Genomic DNA, 17226 nt, shown 5'->3' on the forward strand with positions numbered 1-17226 from the left:
TCACGCTTTCTCTGAGTAGCCGCGGCTCAGCGCCCACAGCTCGGTGTATTTATTAAAAGTATACTGGGCGTTAACCACCGCCAGTAACCAGCCCTGTTTCCCGTCCAGCACGCCACCACGCAGCACCAGCGTCTTCAGAAACGCCCCTGCGGTGTGGCTGAAAATTCCTGCCAGTGAGGTTCTCTTGCCGCGCTGGTGACGCTCCTGGGCCCACGCCGTGGCGTAATTAAGCTGTTTACGCTGGAAGCTGGCGAAATCACGGCAGGTGAGATGCAGCAGATCGCCGTCGAGGGCAATCACGGTCGAGCCGTCGCAGGCCAGCGATTCATGAACCAGGTTATCGTTGTACTGATAGCGCGTGCGCGGGTAAAGGCGCATCACGCGATCGGGATACCAGCCGCTGTGTCGCATAAAGCGGCCAAGGAAATAGTTGCGCCGGGCGATGCTGTAGACGGCGTCGGGCTGAGGGGCAGCCAGTACGCGCTGAATAGCCTGTTGAAGTTCAGGCGTGACGCGCTCGTCGGTGTCGATCATCAGGACGTAATCGCCGGTGGCGAACTGCTGCGCCCGCTGGCGCTGAATGCCATAACCCTGCCAGTCGGTATTTACATAGACCTGTACACCGGCGGCGCGGGCGACGTTAACCGTGTCGTCGGTACTGCCGGAATCAAGCAGGACAATCTCATCGGCCCATGCCACGGAGGCGAAGCAGTCCGGCAGCAGGTCAGCGGCGTTTTTGGCGATCATGACCACCGAAAGACGCGCAGGCATCAATGGCTCCGCACGGGCAGGTAAGGCTGCAGAAGTTGCAGCAGGCGGGTCAGCGCCCCCTGGTTCTGATGCAGCACTTCAACGGCGTGGCGGCCATACCACAGACGATAGTCTTCGTCGGTCAGCAGGGTGGAAATTTCCTTCACGACAGAGTTCGCATCGGTGACCGTAATCAGCCCGTCAGCCTGCTGCAGTTTGGCGCAAATATCTTTGAAGTTGAAGGTATGTGGCCCCATCAGCACCGGAATGGCGTGGGCTGCGGGCTCCAGCGGGTTATGCCCGCCACGCTCCACGAGGCTGCCGCCAACAAACGCCAGGTCGGCAATACCGTACAGCAGCATCAGTTCACCCATGGTATCGCCAATCACCACCTGGGTGCTTGCAGACGGGATTTCACCGCTGCTGCGCATCGTGAAGCTGAACCCGCCCTTTTGCACCATCTCGCGGGCGTCTTTAAAGCGTTCAGGATGACGTGGCACCAGAATTAACAGCAGATCCGGGAAGGTTTCCAGAAGCTGGCGATGCGCCTGCAGGATAATCTCTTCTTCACCGTCGTGGGTGCTGGTGGCAATCCACACTTTGCGGCGCGGTGCCCACTGGCGACGCAGGGTCACTGCCCGGGCTGCCAGCTCCGGCGTAACCGAAATATCAAACTTCAGGCTGCCGGTGACCGCCAGCTGGTTGCGCTTCAGGCCCAGGGACAGGAACCGGGCGCCATCTTCTTCGTTTTGTGCCGCAATCAGGGTGATTTTACTCAGCAGGCGGCGCATAAAGTTGCCCAGCTTGCCGTACCCCTTCGCGGAGCGTTCCGACAGACGGGCGTTGGCAACCACCAGCGGAATTTTGCGGGCGTGCAGGGCGGAAATCATATTCGGCCACAGCTCGGTTTCCATCACGATCACAAGCTTAGGGCGCACGGTGTTAAGGAAACGGTTCATGGCGCAGGGTAAATCATACGGCAGATAGACGTGATGCACGTCTTTGCCAAAGGCGGACATGGCGCGTTCGGAACCGGTTGGCGTCATGGTGGTGACGGTGATCGGCAAAGACGGATAGCGGTGGCGCAGGGCGCGGACCAGCGGAATAGCGGCCAGCGTTTCGCCCACCGAAACGGAGTGGAGCAGGATACCGTCCGGCGCAACTTTGTTGCGGCAATAACCATAGCGTTCAGCCCAGCGTTTACGGTAGGCAGGCGCTTTACGGCTACGCAGCAGCAGTCGTAGCCACACCAGTGGCTGAATAATATAGAGCAGAGCGGTATACAACAATTCCAAGCGATTATCCGTTTTTTCAGTTTCGGCGGGCAAATTCTAAGCATTTAGACCGTTTAAAGCTATCCCTTTGGCGCTTTTGCTCAGCCATTTGCCTGCGTTACGTGCGTTCACAGATAAAAAAACGGGCATTAGCTGCCCGTTTAATTATTTCTGCTTAACGTTCCGCTTCCGGCAGCTCGTTCAGGTGATAGGTGACGCGCTCCGACAGTCCCCGAATATCACCCCCGGTGATGTAGTAGCTGTCGTCTTTCTGGTTCGGGTTACTGACCGCATACCCCAGCATCTTGTTGATCAGCGTCGCCATCTGGTAATGGTTGAGCGGGACCTGCGGGCTAATGTCGCTCATCGTATACGCCGGGTCGTTGCTGAAGTAGAGGAACGGCACCTGGGCAATGGGCATCTCGACGATGGAGTGACCGAACAGACCGCCATCGCCCACGCGTTCGCCGTGATCCGAGGTAATAAAGACCAGTACCGGCAGTTTGGATTTTGCCATCGCAGTCCGGATCGCCGACGCCAGCTCTTTGTCATACAGGCGCACGGCATCATCGTACTCGTTCTTCTTCTGCGCCACGTCATCACTCAGGCGTGGGGTAGAGAATTTGGCAAAGCCCTGCGGGATATTGCGCTCGTAAGGGATGTGCGGCGCACGGCTGTTCAGCACCATCAGGAAGGGTTTGTTCCAGTCCAGCTTCGCCTGTTCAACTGAAGGGGTCAGCACCACATCGGCACCCACGTCCGGCGCCGGCGGATCTGCGTATCTTCCCACAGGTCGATATCGTGGATGCCAATCCAGTTGCTCAGCCCTTCCAGGCCCTGGGCGGAGATAAACGCCGTCTGGTAGCCCTGCTTTTTGGCATTGGTGAAGATGTTGGTCGACTTCGACTTATAGGCGGCGTAGTTGTCCGGCTCGCGCAGGTTGTTGACCAGCATCGGGATCGCCACACGTGTGGAGACCGCGTTCGACACGATCAGACGGCCGGTCCCCTGATACTGCTGCATCAGCGCGTTCAGCTCAGGCGTGGTGTCGCGCTCATAGCCCAGCGCGCTGACGTGGTGCGGATTCAGGCTCTCGCCAATCGCCAGGATGATGGAGTATTTCCCGACCTGGCTGCCTTCAACCGGCTTAACCTCATAGGGCTCATAGTGCGCGATGTTCTGGTTCTCACCGGAAAGGGCTTCCGGGATCAGGCGAATGGCGCTGTAGCTCATGGCCGACAAACCGTTACGCAGCAGGGAGTGGCGCAGATCCGGGTTGAATTTGTACATCTGCCCGTCGATGGCTTTATAGAACTGACCGGCAAACATCACCACGATAGCCAGCAGGCACGGCATAGCCACCCACTTATGCCACTGCGGCGCAAGGCGACGGGTAAAGACCAGCGCGAAGATCACCGCGACGGCCATGATGACAAAGTAGATCCCAAGCGATCCCAGACTGTCCGTAATGCCGCTGGCGATATCTTTGGTTTCGACAAAGGCCAGCCACACTTCGCTCGGGCCATAAAACTGGCCGTAGAACTGGTAATAGACCGCTTCCGATATCTGCACGATAAAGGTGACCGCCAGCAGGAGCCGGGTCAGGAAGTAACGGGCGCTGACGGCTGCCAGCAGGGAGATAATCAGGTACAGCGACATGTCGCTGGATTTCGGCTGGTACACATGGTCTTTCAGCAGGATGATGATTTCACACAGTGAAAACAGCACCAGGAATACCAGGGTTAATATCAGAGTACGCAGAATATTGCGGCGTGGCGTCAATGACGATCGTAAGGATGCTTTAAACATAAATGGACTCAAAGTAACTCAAAACTTTTTAGTCAGCGGGCGAATGGCTTTACCGAAACCAAAACGCAGTGCACGAACCAGGGTAGGGCGTTTATGCAGTCCTTTACGCCAGATATCTTCAAACAGGCTGAACCAGCGCGCGGCGACCGCTTCGCGGGAGTAGACCTGCAGACGCTTGTCACCCTGCTCACGCATCTGACGATAGAGTTCAGGGTGGTTTTTCAGCCGCATAATGGCATCGAAGGCTTCATCAGGCGTTTTGGCTATCAGGTAATCGAGTTCGCTTTCGCGAATAGCGCGGAAGGACGGTTCATCATCACATACCATGACGGTGCGCCCCAACCAGTTGTTGATCAATTTACTGGCGGGTTTGCGGGCAAGTTTATGATCATGAGATTTACGGAAACTCACGCAAATATCCACATCCTGATAATCGGTCCAGTTATCAAAAGAGATACGGAAACCGATACCTTGTTCGGCCAGACGCTGTTTGAAAGAACCTGAAGTGTACTCTTCCGGGAAGCTATCGACACGACCAAAGTACGCTACTGTTTTGACATCGTTATCGCTCCGCTCGCGAGGCTTAACCCCAGGTTGTGGCCAGTTAGGTATAAAGATGCGCCCAGGAATCGCTGCAACTTCTGGGTTCTGTTCTACCACATAGTCAGCACCAATAACGGGTGGCCGATCGGCACGAGCGACAACGGTAACCCCTACCCAAGGCTTTACGCGTGAGCCGAAGTGGTCGTTGTGCATCAGATTAATTGCATCAGGGCGGCATTCCGTTCCCCAGGAACATTCGATTTGGCCGTTATAGTAGTAGTTCAGGCTTAGAAGGGTCTGGAAAGTCCAGACACCGCGGCCACCACAGTAAAAGCGATGCGGGATATCATCAGGATTTATCGCCTGATCAACTAACATCTGGAAATCAGCAAAATTCGTCGCGATAAAATCCGGTCTGGAGACAACATGCAGTTTGAGCTTGTTCATAATTACACTTTATTTGACGAGTTTCTTAAGACGGAAGTAGCGACGCCCCAGGCGCCAGCGCTGACGCAAACCACGCGCGTTTTGCCAGATCATCGACCAGATGCCGCGATCGAACAGTTCCTGGGTGATTTCGCGTTTTTTCGCGCTGTCTTCGATGTTGTTAATGCTGTGCAGAATACCCAGACCCTCTTTGGCGATTTGCCACTGACAGGCCGGGACACGCTTCACCTGTTCCGGGTAGCGCTTATTAATGGCGTCCAGCATTTCGAGGATCTTCATATAGTGACGTGACGAACGCATACGGGTGTCGTCGGTGCCAGGCGTATGGGAAACCGATGCAGAGTGGATCAGATAGTCGTAATAGACTTCGTCAATATACTGAACGCGTTTTGCGGTAAGCAGCACTTCTGTAGTCCAGGGGATATCCTGATGGCGCAGGCCATGCTCGAAGGTAAAACCCTGGGCTTTGATAAAGGCGTGGCGATAAATATTCAGCCAGGTGACGTGCAGGAATTTGCGCGAGGCCAGCGCCATCTGCAGCCATTCAGGGCCGTCCAGTACGCCGGTTGAGGCCAGTTTGTCGGACGGGAAAATCTTTTTCGACGGGCGGCCATCGTCATAAATATAGGTGCCGTTGCAGGTCGCGACATCCAGCTGGCCCGCAAAGGCGATCTCCAGCAGACGGGGATACATGCCAGGGTAAATAACGTCATCAATATCCGGGAACGCAACGTATTCGCCGGTAGCCACGGCAAGGCCGGTATTGCGCGCGGCTGAGACGCCGCCATTAGGCTGGTTAATGACCTGAAAATGGGTAAATTCGTCGGCATAGCGGGAAATAATTTCAGCTGAGCGATCCGTCGAGCCGTCATTAACAATAATCAGTTCCAGACTCGATAAATTCTGCTGTTTAATGCTGTCAAAAAAAGCGCTCAGAAATTTTTCGCCATTATAAACGGCAACGATGAGGCTTAATTGAGGCGTTTCAGACATGCTTTCTCCGTAAAAATACGCAGCAATTAAAAGGGTATAACCATTACATTCAACGGCATTTCGACAGCCGACAGGCTAAAGCGTTCCGCGCCAGGGTGTTAAACACCTCTGGCGCGGATAAATTATCAGGATGTGAGCTTTTCAGTCGGCGCAGGGCGTAGCGCGCACATGCCAACCAGCAGGCCGGTCAGTAACATATACTGCTCAAGATAGTGATCTTTGAGGTTATGGTCGACCATGGTTCGGCAGAAGAAGCCGACGGTAAAGAGCAGCAGGAACATCCCTACCATCATGTTGCCGCGACGGAACTCCCGCCAGCCGATGTACCAGCAGCCCACCAGCAGGAGCAGCCAGCCCGCGATGCCTACAACACCGTTCTGAATACCGAATTCAATCAGGCCGTAGTGGCTGTGAGGGATGTTAATCCGGTTATCCTGGGTATCCCGGCGCAGCACATAGCGGAAGGCCTCTTTTTTGGCCCCTACGCCTGCCGGGTGTTCGGCAATCAGCATCCAGCCCTGGTGGAAGAAGCTGGCCCGACAGCCATTGGAGTGGTCCATTGGGACGCCCAGGCTATTAACCGGTACCGTTCCGTTCGTTTTGTTATAGCAAAAGCTGGTGAAGGGAGCGTTCCAGCCAGTAACAGCATCACTTTCCAGATTTTGCCAGCGTGGATCCGTTTTCCAGGAGGCGTAACCGAGCAGAGCAGAAGTAATAATCAGACCAACCAGAATGCCACCGGTGACGATAACCCGGCTGCGGCGCATGCTGTGCAGGCTCAGCAGAATAAAGGTAGAGAACAGGCTGCCGACCAATCCGATGGTGCCCCAGCGGGTATCTACCAGCGCGGTACAGACCAGGTTGCTCAATAGCATCAACCCCAGCACCGACGTGTTCAGGCGCAGGAAACGTTGATGTAACAGACCACGCGCCAGCAACTCCGCAAGGATAAAGCCGGTGATCATGTTGACCTGGAAGCTCATGCGGGTGCGGTTATAAACGATTCGCGTTTCGCCCCAGTGAATATAGCCGTCACGCCAGTAGAGCCAGACAGTGTCCAGCAGATGAACGCAGACCACGCCCCAGAAAAAGAGGATCACCAGCGTAAAGTAGCGCGCGGCGGTGATGGAGGGGTATGTCCTTTGGATAGCCGGTAATAGTACCAGGCCCGCACAGAACAGTAATACCGGTCGTAACCACTGGCCGCTCCAGGCAGAAACCATCTCTTTTATGTCTGGCGCGACAAAAAAACCATTAATCAGAATAAAGAAAGTTAACGCCCATATAACAATAAGAACGAACTTAATTTTGCTTAAATCCAGCCGTTGTCTGGTAGTGCTTTTGCTAAAAAACAGGCCAAGGGCGACAGCAACAATGGGATAAATCAAACCATTGCGGTGAAACGGCAGCTGATCGTTGGGAATAGGCCAGACAAAACATAAAGCCAGTACAGCAAGGACTAACAGACCTGTCAGAATGTTACGAGTATTTGTCATATATTTTGGGCTGGTTAAGGATTTTCGGTTCTTACCGGCTAATTAACAATGCAGTGAGCGATTTCCACGGTTTTTCAGTGGGAAATAAAAAGCCAAAGAAAACTATCACAAATACCTGACCTACAGAAGGACAATGTTTGTAAGCAAGAATAATCCCTATCGCGCCTTCCGGCACCGGGAGTTTATGTATTACCGGGTCCGTAACGGTTATAATTTGTTGTTATGCCAGCTATTGCACAATAACCAGGAAAAGTATGCATATTGTTCACACTGAAGCAGACGGGGGTAAGGGCGGCCAGCCGTTACGCATTATTAATGAATCTCATGGGATGATTCAGCGCGGCCATCAGGTGACCATACTTTGCCCGGAGAGTGCCCCGCTGCACGCCCTGGCACGCGATGCCGGGTTAACGGTGGTCACCATGCCGTTAAGGCGCAAGAACCTTCATAACCTGCAGCAGCTGCGCGGCTGGCTGAAAGCGAACCGCCACTCTGTTGATGTCATAAACAGTCACAATTCTGCCGATACCTGGCTGGTGGCGCTGGCTAATCTCACCCTGTCAAATCCGGTCCCGCTGGTGCGTACCCGTCATGCCTCCGGCGTGCCGCGCAATAACTGGACCACCCGCTGGCTGTTTCGCAAAGCCTGCGCCCACATCGTGACCACCGGGGAGGCGCTGCGCCAGCAGATGGCGGACATTGGCGTGCCAATGGCCCAGAGCACCTCGGTGCCCAGCGGCGTCGATACCCGGCGTTTTCATCCGGCGGATAAACAGCAGGCCCGGGCGCACTGCGGTCTGTCGCAGGAGGATTTCTGGCTGGGGGTAGTGTCGCATCTGCGTCCAAACAAAGGCCATAGCGTGCTGTTACGCGCTCTCGCTGCCATTGATAACCCGCACATTAAGCTGGCGATTGTCGGTGAAGGGCCGCATAAAGCGACGCTGGAGCAGGAGATCGTGGCGCAGGGGTTACAGGAGCGGGTGGTGATGGCGGGGCACCGCAGCGATCCGGAGCGCTGGTTCCCGGCGTTTGATATCGCGCTCAGTCCTTCGCACGATATGGAGGGCGTTCCGCAGGGGGTACTGCAATCGCTGGCTTCGCGGATCGCGACCATTGCCACCGACGCAGGCGGCACGGCAGATGCGGTGATTAACGGCCAGACCGGGATGTTGATTGCGCAGCGCGACGAAGCGGCGCTGCGCGAGGCGATTATGAAGCTGTATGAGGACGCTTTGCTGCGCGAAACGCTGGCGCAGCAGGGTTACGATTACCTGTGCAGCCATTTTACCCGGGAATGCATGCTTGAGTCGATGGAGAAGGTCTTCTCCACCGCGGCTCAGCGCAGCAGTTCGCGATAGAGTGCCTGCAGCTCTTTCGCCATTCGCTCCAGGGTATAAGGCTCAGCAGTCGCGCGTGCTGCTGCTGAGTAATCAATGCCCTGCCTGCGTCCTTCAAGCCAGAGTCCGATTGTCTGCTGATAACCGTCGCTGTCGAGCGCGTCGCGCACCCAGCCGTTTACCCCCTCTTCAATCCACTCCGCCGCACCGCAGCCATGGCTGGTGAGCAGCGGCAGGCCGCAGGCCAGCGCTTCGACACAGACGTTCGGAAAGGGATCGTAAAGCGTCGGCAGGATCAGCGCATCAGCGGTGCCGTAAACCTGGCGCACGTCGGCAACCGGCCCCAGAAAACGTACCCGGGATGCCACACCGAGCGTCTGCGCCAGCTTTTCAAATTTGCGGGCGTGCTTGTCGCGCCCGGCAATCAGCAGCCAGACGTCAGGATGCGGCACAATAGCCCGCAGCGCCGTCGCCACCCCTTTACGGCTGAAGCCGGAACCCACATAGGCCAGAACAGGCGCATTCTGTGGGATCCCCTGCGCATCGCGCAGAGAGTGCGTGCGCACCGCCGGGCTGAAGTGGTTGGTATCCACACCGTTGTAGATCACCGTCAGCTTGTCATCCGTCAGGCCAAAGCGGCGGGCAATATCGTCCCGCACCATCTTCGAGTTGCAGATCACTTTGCGCAGTGCAGGGTGAGTAAACATCTGCGCTTCCGCCCGCAAAATATAGCGATGGTAGCGGCTCAGGGACTGCGCCCAGCGCGCCAGCGGCGACTGGATGCGGTTGTACTGCTCAAGCCAGGTGGCGTGTACGCCGTCACCGGCCCGGAAGATGGTTGCCCCCGGAATGCGCTCGTGGCTCTGCACGATATCGAACTGCGCAAACTGCGCCGCCGCGGCGTCGGCAAAGCCCGATTCGCGGTCAAGGCGGTTACGGAATGAGGGATTAACGGTCAGCGTTTTCCAGCCAGCGGCATCTTCCCACTGGCGGGCGATCAGCGTGACGTCCAGGGCCGTATCCTGAGCCAGGACGTTCAGCGCGCGGGAGACGAAGCGCTCCGCGCCGCCGTTAGGGTTATAGGTCTGTCGGACGATAGCCAGCTTCATGCCGGATTTTCCAGCAGCAGGGTATCAATGGCGCTCAGCACCATTTGCGGGGTGATGGCCGTAATACAGTCGGAGACGCCGCTGTCGCCGCAGCCCGCTTTACCGCAGGGCTGACAGGTAAATCCTGCAGTGATGACGCGATAGTTTACTCCCCACGGCGCCCATTTGATCGCCCCGGTCGGGCCGAAGATGGCGACGGTCGGGGTGCCCACGGCGCTGGCGAGGTGCATCGGCATAGAGTCGACGCCAAAGTAGATCCGCGCATGCTTCATCAGCGCACCCAGCTCTTTCAGGTTCAGCTGGCCGCTCAAATCAAACACCGGCTGGGTGAGCGCAGCGCGCAGCTCATCCATATAGGCTGTCTCTTCTTTTGACGGCGCGGCAGAGAGGATAATGGGCAGGCCGCGGGCCGCCAGCGTATCGATGGTCGCCGCCAGCTTATTGATATCCCAGGCCTTAAACATCCAGCGCGACGTGGGGTGGACCAGAATATAAGAACCGCTGCTCAGCCCGAATCCGGCCAGTTTCTCCGCAATCGAGGCTTCAGCCGCGTCGCCCGGCACAAACAGGGTATGTTTGTCGGCATCGGTCTGCGGATGAATGCCGATCCGCCGCAGCGCATCCAGGTTCACCTCCACCATATGGCGGCTGTTATCCTGGATCGCCGGATAGAGGGTGGTAAAGGATTTCACCCAGCGGCGACGCGCCAGCCCGCCACGCTTATCAGGCTTAAAGCCCACGGAGACGCGGGGCTTCAGCCGACGCGCCAGACGCGCGCCGTGCCAGTGTTCGGTCAGGTTGATCAGCACGTCGTAGTCACGCGCTTTCAGGGTGTTCAGCAACGCACGGTACAGCCGGAACTGCGCGAACCAGCCTTTTTTACGCCAGTTACGCCCGATGGTGTGCACCTGGTCGATAAACGGATGGCTGGTGAGCATCGCCTGGGTGTCGTCATACACCAGGGCATCCACTTCGACGTTGGGATAGTTAGTTTTCAACACCGTGAAGACCGGCGAGGTCAGCAGAACGTCACCGTGATGACGCAGCTTAACAATCAGCACGCGCTTCGGTGGGCGCTCCGCTGAGAAAAAATCAGACATAGGCTCTCTCTGCTGCCAGCAAAGGCTCTAATTGCGCAAATACCGCAGTGGCGGACAGGTCGCTCAGCTGCGATGAATGTTCCGGGCGGCAGATATATTGATTTTTGCCGTAGCCGCCAATCAGACCCGGATCCGTCGGGCCGTAAAGCGTAATATTAGGACGATCCAGCGCCGCCGTCAGGTGGCTGAGTCCGGTATCAACCGAGACGACTGCCGTTGCTCCCGCCAGCTCCTGCGCGACGCCATCCAGCTTCATGCGGGGCAGCACGTCCACGTATGCAAACCCTTCTGCCAGACGTTTCGCCCTCGCCTCTTCATGCGGGGCGCCCCACGGCAGCCTGATGCGCAGGCCCGCGTTGCCCAGCAGGCCGATAAGCTCACGCCAGTGCGCTTCCGGCCAGTGTTTATCATCCCGGGTGGTGGCGTGCAGGAAGATGAGATAAGGCGCGTCTGGTTTTGCATCGTGCAGGAAATGCTGCGAAATCGCATAGTCGCCCTGCATCTCTGGTCTGGCATAACCCAGGCTTTTGGCGAACAGCTCCCGGGTGCGTTCTACCGCGTGCTGCTGTTTAGCGATGGCGTGACGGCGGTTATAGAACAGGCTGGCCAGCGGTTCGCGGGCGCTCTGCCAGTCCATGCCGTGCTTCACGCCGTGCGCCAGCCGGGTGACCAGCGCCGCGCTTTTCACCAGCCCCTGGGCGTCGATGATGGCATCGTAACGCTGAGCCTGCACCGCATCGCGAAAGGCCTTACGCTCGGTCTTGATCGGGGCGGAGAACCAGGCTTTGCGCCAGCGACGGATCGCGACCGGGATCACCCGATCGACGGCGGCATGCCAGGTGGGGATCTGCGCGAAGCCTTCTTCCACCACCCAGTCAAAACGGATGCCCGGAATAGCCTGCATGGCGTCAGTGAGCGAGGGCAGGGTGTGCAGCACATCGCCCATGGAGGAGGTTTTAACGATCAGTACCCGCATCCGTTATCCTTCTTCGCTCAACAGCAGCTCGTTGAGCTCGTCGAGGACACGCTGCGGGGTAATATCGATCAGGCTCTGGTGATAGCCTTCGGCGGCGTCACCTTTACGCACTTTGTGGTAGCCGGTGATCAGACGAATGACGCGCGCCTTACTGGACAGCGGCGGCGTGAAGTCCGGGCTGCTCGGGCCGTACAGCGCTACCAGCGGGCGGTTCAGCGCCGCGGCAACGTGCATCAGGCCGGAGTCGTTCGTCACCACCGCCTTACAGGCGGCGAGCAGGATCACCGCCTGCTCCAGCTGGGTCTCCCCGGCCAGGTTACGGCACCAGGCCTGCTGCTCGATGCTCAGGGCGGCGAGAATTTCATTGCCCGCCTCGTGATCTTTCGCCGAGCCGAACAGGACAATCTGATAGCCTTCGTCGATCAGCTGCTTCGCCAGCTCGGCATAGTGATAGTGCGGCCAGCGCTTCGCCGGGCCGAACTCCGCGCCGGGGCAGAAGCCAATCATCGGGCGATCGGCCAGCAGGCCAAAGGTGTTGCAGGTGTGGGATTTCTCACCCTCGTTGACCTGAAGCTGCGGCCAGAGCAGCGGCTGCGGCAGGTCTTTCGCGCTGCGCATCACCCCTTTGTCATAGGCCAGGGCCACATAGCGCTCCACCATCAGCGGCCAGGCCTCTTTATCCAGCACGCGGGCGTCATTCAGCAGGCCGTAGCGCATCTCGCCGCGCCAGCCGGTACGGTGCGGCACCCCCGCAAAGAACGGGACAAGGGCAGACTTAAAGGAGTTAGGCAGCACGAAGGCGCGGTCGTAGCGTTTGTCGCGCAGGTTATGGCCAAGCTTGCGGCGCTCTGCGAGCTCCAGCGCCCCGTGGCCAAGCGGCATCGGGATCGCCTCGTTAACTTCCGGCATCCGCGATAACAGCGGACGGCACCACGCGGGTGCCATCACGTCAATTATCGCCTGGGGATAGCGCGCCTTGAGCGTGCGATAGAGACTTTGCGACATCATCATGTCGCCCACCCATGACGGGCCGATCACCAGTATCTTCATGCTTATTTCTTACGCCTTGCGGTTCAGCCAGGCCATATATTCCGTTACCCCTTCGGCAACGGTCTTAAACGGCTTGTCATAGCCCGCCGCGCGCAGGTTGGTCAGATCTGCCTGAGTAAATGCCTGATAGCGGCCTTTCAGCTTATCCGGGAACGGGATGTACTCAATGCTGCCTTTCTGGTGGTACGCCAGGGTTGCGTCAGCCACCGCCTGGAAGGACTCTGCGCGACCGGTCCCCAGGTTGAAAATGCCGGAAACGCCGTTTTCCCAGAACCACAGGTTAACTGCGGCGACGTCACCCACGTAGACGAAGTCACGCTTGAAGCCATCGCTGCCTTCGAACAGTTTCGGGGTTTCGCCATTGTTCAGCTGGGTATTGAGGTGGAAGGCCACGCTCGCCATGCTGCCTTTGTGGCCTTCGCGCGGTCCGTAGACGTTGAAGTAGCGGAAGCCGACAATCTGGGAGTTCGCTTCTGGCAGCACCTGGCGCACGTATTCGTCGAACAGGAACTTGGAGTAGCCATAAACGTTCAGCGGCTGCTCGTATTCGCGGGATTCGATGAAGTCGGAGGTGCGTCCGCCGTAGGTCGCCGCAGAAGAGGCGTACAGGAACGGAATTTCACGCTCCAGGCAGTAGTGCAGGATCTCTTTAGAGTACTGGTAGTTGTTGTCCATCATATACTTGCCGTCCCACTCGGTGGTGGAGGAGCAAGCACCTTCATGGAAGATTGCGTCGATATCGCCGAACTCTTCACCCGCCATAATCTGGATCAGAAAGTCTTCTTTATCCATGTAGTCGGCAATGTTCAGATCCACCAGGTTTACGAACTTGGTGCCGTCTTTCAGGTTGTCCACCACCAGAATGTCGGTGATGCCTTTGTCATTGAGGGCCTTGATAATGTTGCTGCCGATAAAGCCCGCGCCGCCGGTAACGATGATCATAACTGTAACCTTTGAAGTGTGGAGCCCGGGGACAATCCCGGGCACTAATATTCATATCATATCATTAGTATGACCACCCTTCAGCCATTCACCGACTTAGCGCAAGGGTACACGTGATTTATGCTGCAAAAACGATAACTGTTAAAGCGTCATCTCGTATCAACGTATAGCTTTGGGTAATATGTGCCAAAATTTGTTGAGTCTGGAGAATTGCAATGCGTGGTGATTTTTACAAACAGTTAACCAGTGACCTGGAAACCGCGCGGGCGGAAGGGTTGTTCAAAGAAGAGCGAATCATTACTTCCGCTCAGCAGGCGGATATCACCGTTGCCGACGGCAGCCAGGTGATTAACTTCTGCGCCAACAACTACCTGGGTCTTGCGAATCACCCGGAGCTGATTGCCGCTGCGAAAGCAGGCATGGACACCCACGGTTTTGGCATGGCCTCCGTGCGTTTCATCTGCGGTACCCAGGACAGCCACAAGGCGCTGGAGAGCAAGCTGGCCGCCTTCCTCGGTATGGAAGACGCCATTCTGTACTCGTCCTGCTTTGATGCCAACGGCGGTCTGTTCGAAACCCTGCTCGGCGCGGAAGATGCGATTATTTCCGATGCCCTGAACCACGCGTCGATCATCGACGGCGTGCGTCTGTGTAAAGCGAAGCGTTTCCGCTACGCCAATAACGACATGGTTGAGCTGGAAGCGCGTCTGAAAGAGGCCCGTGAAGCCGGTGCGCGTCACGTGCTGATCGCCACCGACGGCGTGTTCTCCATGGACGGCGTGATCGCCAACCTGAAAGGCGTCTGCGACCTGGCAGACAAATACGATGCGCTGGTGATGGTCGATGACTCCCACGCCGTCGGCTTTGTCGGCGAAAACGGCCGTGGATCCCACGAATACTGCGACGTGATGGGCCGCGTGGACATCATCACCGGCACCCTGGGTAAAGCCCTCGGCGGCGCGTCTGGCGGCTATACCGCGGCGCGCAAAGAGGTGGTGGAGTGGCTGCGTCAGCGTTCCCGTCCGTACCTGTTCTCCAACTCCCTGGCCCCGGCCATCGTTTCCGCCTCCATTAAAGTGCTGGAGATGGTGGAATCGGGTGCCGATCTGCGCGACAAACTGTGGGCCAACGCCCGTCTGTTCCGCGAAAAAATGACCGCCGCAGGCTTTACGCTGGCCGGTGCCGATCACGCCATTATCCCGGTCATGCTGGGTGATGCCGTGGTGGCGCAGAACTTCGCCCGCGAACTGCAGAAAGAGGGTATTTACGTCACCGGTTTCTTCTTCCCGGTGGTGCCAAAAGGTCAGGCGCGTATCCGCACCCAGATGTCTGCGGCGCATTCCCCTGAACAAATTGAGCGTGCGGTGGAAGCCTTTACCCGCATCGGCAAACAACTGGGCGTGATTGCCTGAGGACGTGTGATGAAAGCGTTATCCAAACTGAAAGCGGAAGAAGGCATCTGGATGACCGACGTTCCGGAGCCGGAAGTCGGTCATAACGATCTGCTGATTAAAATTCGTAAAACCGCCATCTGCGGTACTGACGTACATATCTACAACTGGGACCAGTGGTCGCAGAAAACCATTCCAGTCCCGATGGTTGTCGGTCACGAATACGTCGGCGAAGTGGTTGGCATCGGTCAGGAAGTGAAAGGCTTTAAAATTGGCGATCGCGTCTCCGGCGAAGGCCATATCACCTGCGGCCACTGCCGTAACTGCCGCGGCGGACGCACCCACCTGTGCCGCAACACCGTCGGCGTGGGCGTTAACCGCCCGGGCTGCTTCGCAGAATACCTGGTGATCCCGGCGTTCAACGCCTTCAAAATCCCGGACAACATCTCCGACGATCTGGCCTCCATCTTCGACCCGTTTGGTAATGCGGTGCACACCGCGCTGTCGTTCGATCTGGTGGGCGAAGACGTACTGGTTTCCGGTGCAGGCCCAATCGGCATCATGGCAGCAGCCGTGGCGAAACACGTGGGTGCGCGTAACGTTGTGATCACCGATGTGAACGAATACCGTCTGTCGCTGGCGCGCAAAATGGGCGTTACCCGTGCGGTGGACGTCTCTAAAGAGAATCTGAACGACGTGATGGAAGAGCTGGGCATGACCGAGGGCTTTGACGTCGGTCTGGAGATGTCCGGTGCGCCGCCGGCGTTCCGCACCATGCTCGACACCATGAACCACGGCGGACGTATTGCAATGTTAGGTATTCCGCCGTCGGATATGTCCATCGACTGGAACAAAGTCATCTTCAAGGGGCTGTTCATCAAGGGTATTTACGGCCGCGAGATGTTCGAAACCTGGTACAAGATGGCGGCGCTTATCCAGTCTGGTCTGGATCTCTCCCCAATCATTACTCATCGCTTCTCCATCGATGAGTTCCAGCAGGGCTTTGACGCGATGCGTTCAGGCCAGTCAGGGAAAGTTATCCTGAGCTGGAATTAAGTAAAAAGCGCCTGCGGGCGCTTTTTTTTCGCTGGCCTCACGTTTTTTAGTCCACAACCGGATTGCCACCAACTTTTCTTCGCTTTTTTCCCCCTGCGCTTATAGAGTCTTTGGAAGTTTACTCAACTTTACAGCGCCTATGTTCAAGCTCACCGTTTGTTTATTGACCTGTAACTCAGCGCGACTGCTGCGAGAGGTGTTACCTCCGTTGATGGTGGTCGCCGATGAGATCGTTGTCCTCGACTCCGGCAGTCACGACGGCACGTTAGCCATTTGCCAGGAGTACGGCATCAGCACCCATCATCACCCTTATGCCATGCATGGCTTACAGATGAATCACGCCATCGATCTGGCGAGCAACGACTGGGTGTTATGCATGGACAGCGATGAGATTCTGGATGCGGAAACCGTGGATTTCATCCTGCAGCTGAAGGCGGGCGAGGAACCTCATCCGCAGCTGGCGTGGCGCATCTCCCGCTACTGGCACGTATTGGGAGAAGAGGTACGCACTATTTATCCCATCTCTTCACCTGACTTCCCGGTACGGCTGTTTAACCGCACCCAGGCGCGCTTTAATCAGCGGCCGGTGGATGACAAAGTGGAAGGGGCGATCCAGTCGGTAAAAATCCCGGGCCGCGTGCGCCATGACACCTTCTATTCCCTGCATGAAGTGTTCAACAAGCTCAACAGCTACACCACTCGCCTGGTGAAGTACCAGACCATCAGGCCGTCGATTGCGCGCGGTGCAATCAGCGCCATCGGCGCGTTCTTCAAGTGGTATCTGTTCAGCGGCGCGTGGCGCCAGGGGAGAGTCGGCGTAGTGACCGGTCTTTACGCCACCTTTTACAGCTTTCTGAAATATTTCAAAGCCTGGTATCAGCACAAGGAGCAAAAGGCGTCCGCGAGCAAAAAAAAGCACGCGGACTCCCACGTCATTGAGTAAGCCATCCCGC

General features: G+C 57.1%; 14 protein-coding genes and 1 pseudogene. 4 read left to right on the plus strand and 11 right to left on the minus strand.

From position 1 onward, the window contains the following. From K5I40_RS20925 to K5I40_RS20955, 6 genes and pseudogenes are all read right to left on the minus strand, one after another. Positions 1-771, minus strand: a complete 771-nt coding sequence (locus K5I40_RS20925) for a glycosyltransferase family 2 protein (protein ID WP_223075508.1) — start codon at positions 769-771, stop codon at positions 1-3. Beyond that, positions 771-2045, minus strand: coding sequence for a lipid IV(A) 3-deoxy-D-manno-octulosonic acid transferase (waaA, locus tag K5I40_RS20930; RefSeq protein ID WP_039030212.1), 1275 nt, complete (start codon positions 2043-2045; stop codon positions 771-773). The genes K5I40_RS20925 and waaA overlap by 1 nt, the downstream gene beginning before the upstream one ends. Before the next feature lie 154 nt (positions 2046-2199). Next, positions 2200-3833, minus strand: a pseudogene (locus tag K5I40_RS20940) (sulfatase-like hydrolase/transferase). An 18-nt stretch (positions 3834-3851) separates the two neighbouring features. After that, the gene (locus K5I40_RS20945; RefSeq protein WP_223075509.1) at positions 3852-4823 is read right to left on the minus strand and encodes a glycosyltransferase; all 972 of its coding nucleotides are present in this window, start codon (positions 4821-4823) and stop codon (positions 3852-3854) included. Positions 4824-4832: 9 nt separating this feature from the next. After that, a complete protein-coding gene (locus K5I40_RS20950; protein ID WP_223075510.1) occupies positions 4833-5816 on the minus strand; it encodes a glycosyltransferase in 984 nt (327 codons plus the stop codon). A 125-nt stretch (positions 5817-5941) separates the two neighbouring features. Continuing rightward, positions 5942-7312, minus strand: a complete 1371-nt coding sequence (locus K5I40_RS20955; protein ID WP_223075511.1) for an O-antigen ligase — start codon at positions 7310-7312, stop codon at positions 5942-5944. Positions 7313-7566: 254 nt separating this feature from the next. Here K5I40_RS20955 and K5I40_RS20960 point away from each other — a divergent pair, with 254 nt between their 5' ends. Further along, entirely contained in the window at positions 7567-8670 is a 1104-nt protein-coding gene (locus K5I40_RS20960) for a glycosyltransferase family 4 protein (protein ID WP_223075512.1), read from the plus strand. Here the strand turns inward: K5I40_RS20960 and K5I40_RS20965 are convergent. Genes K5I40_RS20965 through rfaD form a run of 5 tightly spaced genes read right to left on the minus strand, consistent with a single transcriptional unit; the run spans position 8649 to position 13826 of the window. Further along, positions 8649-9758 (minus strand): glycosyltransferase family 4 protein, encoded by a 1110-nt coding sequence (locus K5I40_RS20965; protein WP_223075513.1) that lies wholly within the window; start codon positions 9756-9758, stop codon positions 8649-8651. The two genes, K5I40_RS20960 and K5I40_RS20965, sit on opposite strands and share 22 nt — an antisense overlap. Continuing rightward, on the minus strand, positions 9755-10858 hold the full coding sequence (gene rfaQ, locus K5I40_RS20970) for a putative lipopolysaccharide heptosyltransferase III (protein ID WP_138370826.1): 1104 nt from the start codon (positions 10856-10858) through the stop codon (positions 9755-9757). Before rfaQ ends, K5I40_RS20965 begins: the two co-directional genes overlap by 4 nt. Beyond that, positions 10851-11834 carry a lipopolysaccharide heptosyltransferase RfaC gene (gene rfaC, locus K5I40_RS20975; RefSeq protein WP_223075514.1) on the minus strand — a complete coding sequence of 328 codons (984 nt, stop codon included), beginning with the start codon at positions 11832-11834 and terminating at the stop codon, positions 10851-10853. The genes rfaQ and rfaC overlap by 8 nt, the downstream gene beginning before the upstream one ends. A 3-nt stretch (positions 11835-11837) precedes the next feature. After that, entirely contained in the window at positions 11838-12884 is a 1047-nt protein-coding gene (gene rfaF / locus K5I40_RS20980; protein WP_223075515.1) for an ADP-heptose--LPS heptosyltransferase RfaF, read from the minus strand. A gap of 9 nt (positions 12885-12893) precedes the next feature. Further along, positions 12894-13826, minus strand: coding sequence for an ADP-glyceromanno-heptose 6-epimerase (gene rfaD / locus K5I40_RS20985; RefSeq protein ID WP_039030154.1), 933 nt, complete (start codon positions 13824-13826; stop codon positions 12894-12896). Positions 13827-14041: 215 nt separating this feature from the next. Here rfaD and kbl point away from each other — a divergent pair, with 215 nt between their 5' ends. The 3 genes from kbl to K5I40_RS21000 all read left to right on the plus strand — a co-directional run bounded on the left by kbl (position 14042) and on the right by K5I40_RS21000 (position 17216). Then, positions 14042-15238, plus strand: coding sequence for a glycine C-acetyltransferase (kbl, locus tag K5I40_RS20990; RefSeq protein ID WP_039030153.1), 1197 nt, complete (start codon positions 14042-14044; stop codon positions 15236-15238). Between the two features lie 9 nt (positions 15239-15247). Continuing rightward, on the plus strand, positions 15248-16273 hold the full coding sequence (tdh, locus tag K5I40_RS20995) for an L-threonine 3-dehydrogenase (RefSeq protein ID WP_039030152.1): 1026 nt from the start codon (positions 15248-15250) through the stop codon (positions 16271-16273). 139 nt (positions 16274-16412) lie between these two features. Further along, positions 16413-17216 (plus strand): glycosyltransferase family 2 protein, encoded by an 804-nt coding sequence (locus K5I40_RS21000; protein WP_223075516.1) that lies wholly within the window; start codon positions 16413-16415, stop codon positions 17214-17216. The last annotated feature ends 10 nt before the right edge of the window (positions 17217-17226 follow it).

Origin of the sequence: Leclercia sp. LTM14, assembly GCF_023736175.1 — a bacterium.
Classification (GTDB): domain Bacteria; phylum Pseudomonadota; class Gammaproteobacteria; order Enterobacterales; family Enterobacteriaceae; genus Enterobacter; species Enterobacter barmai.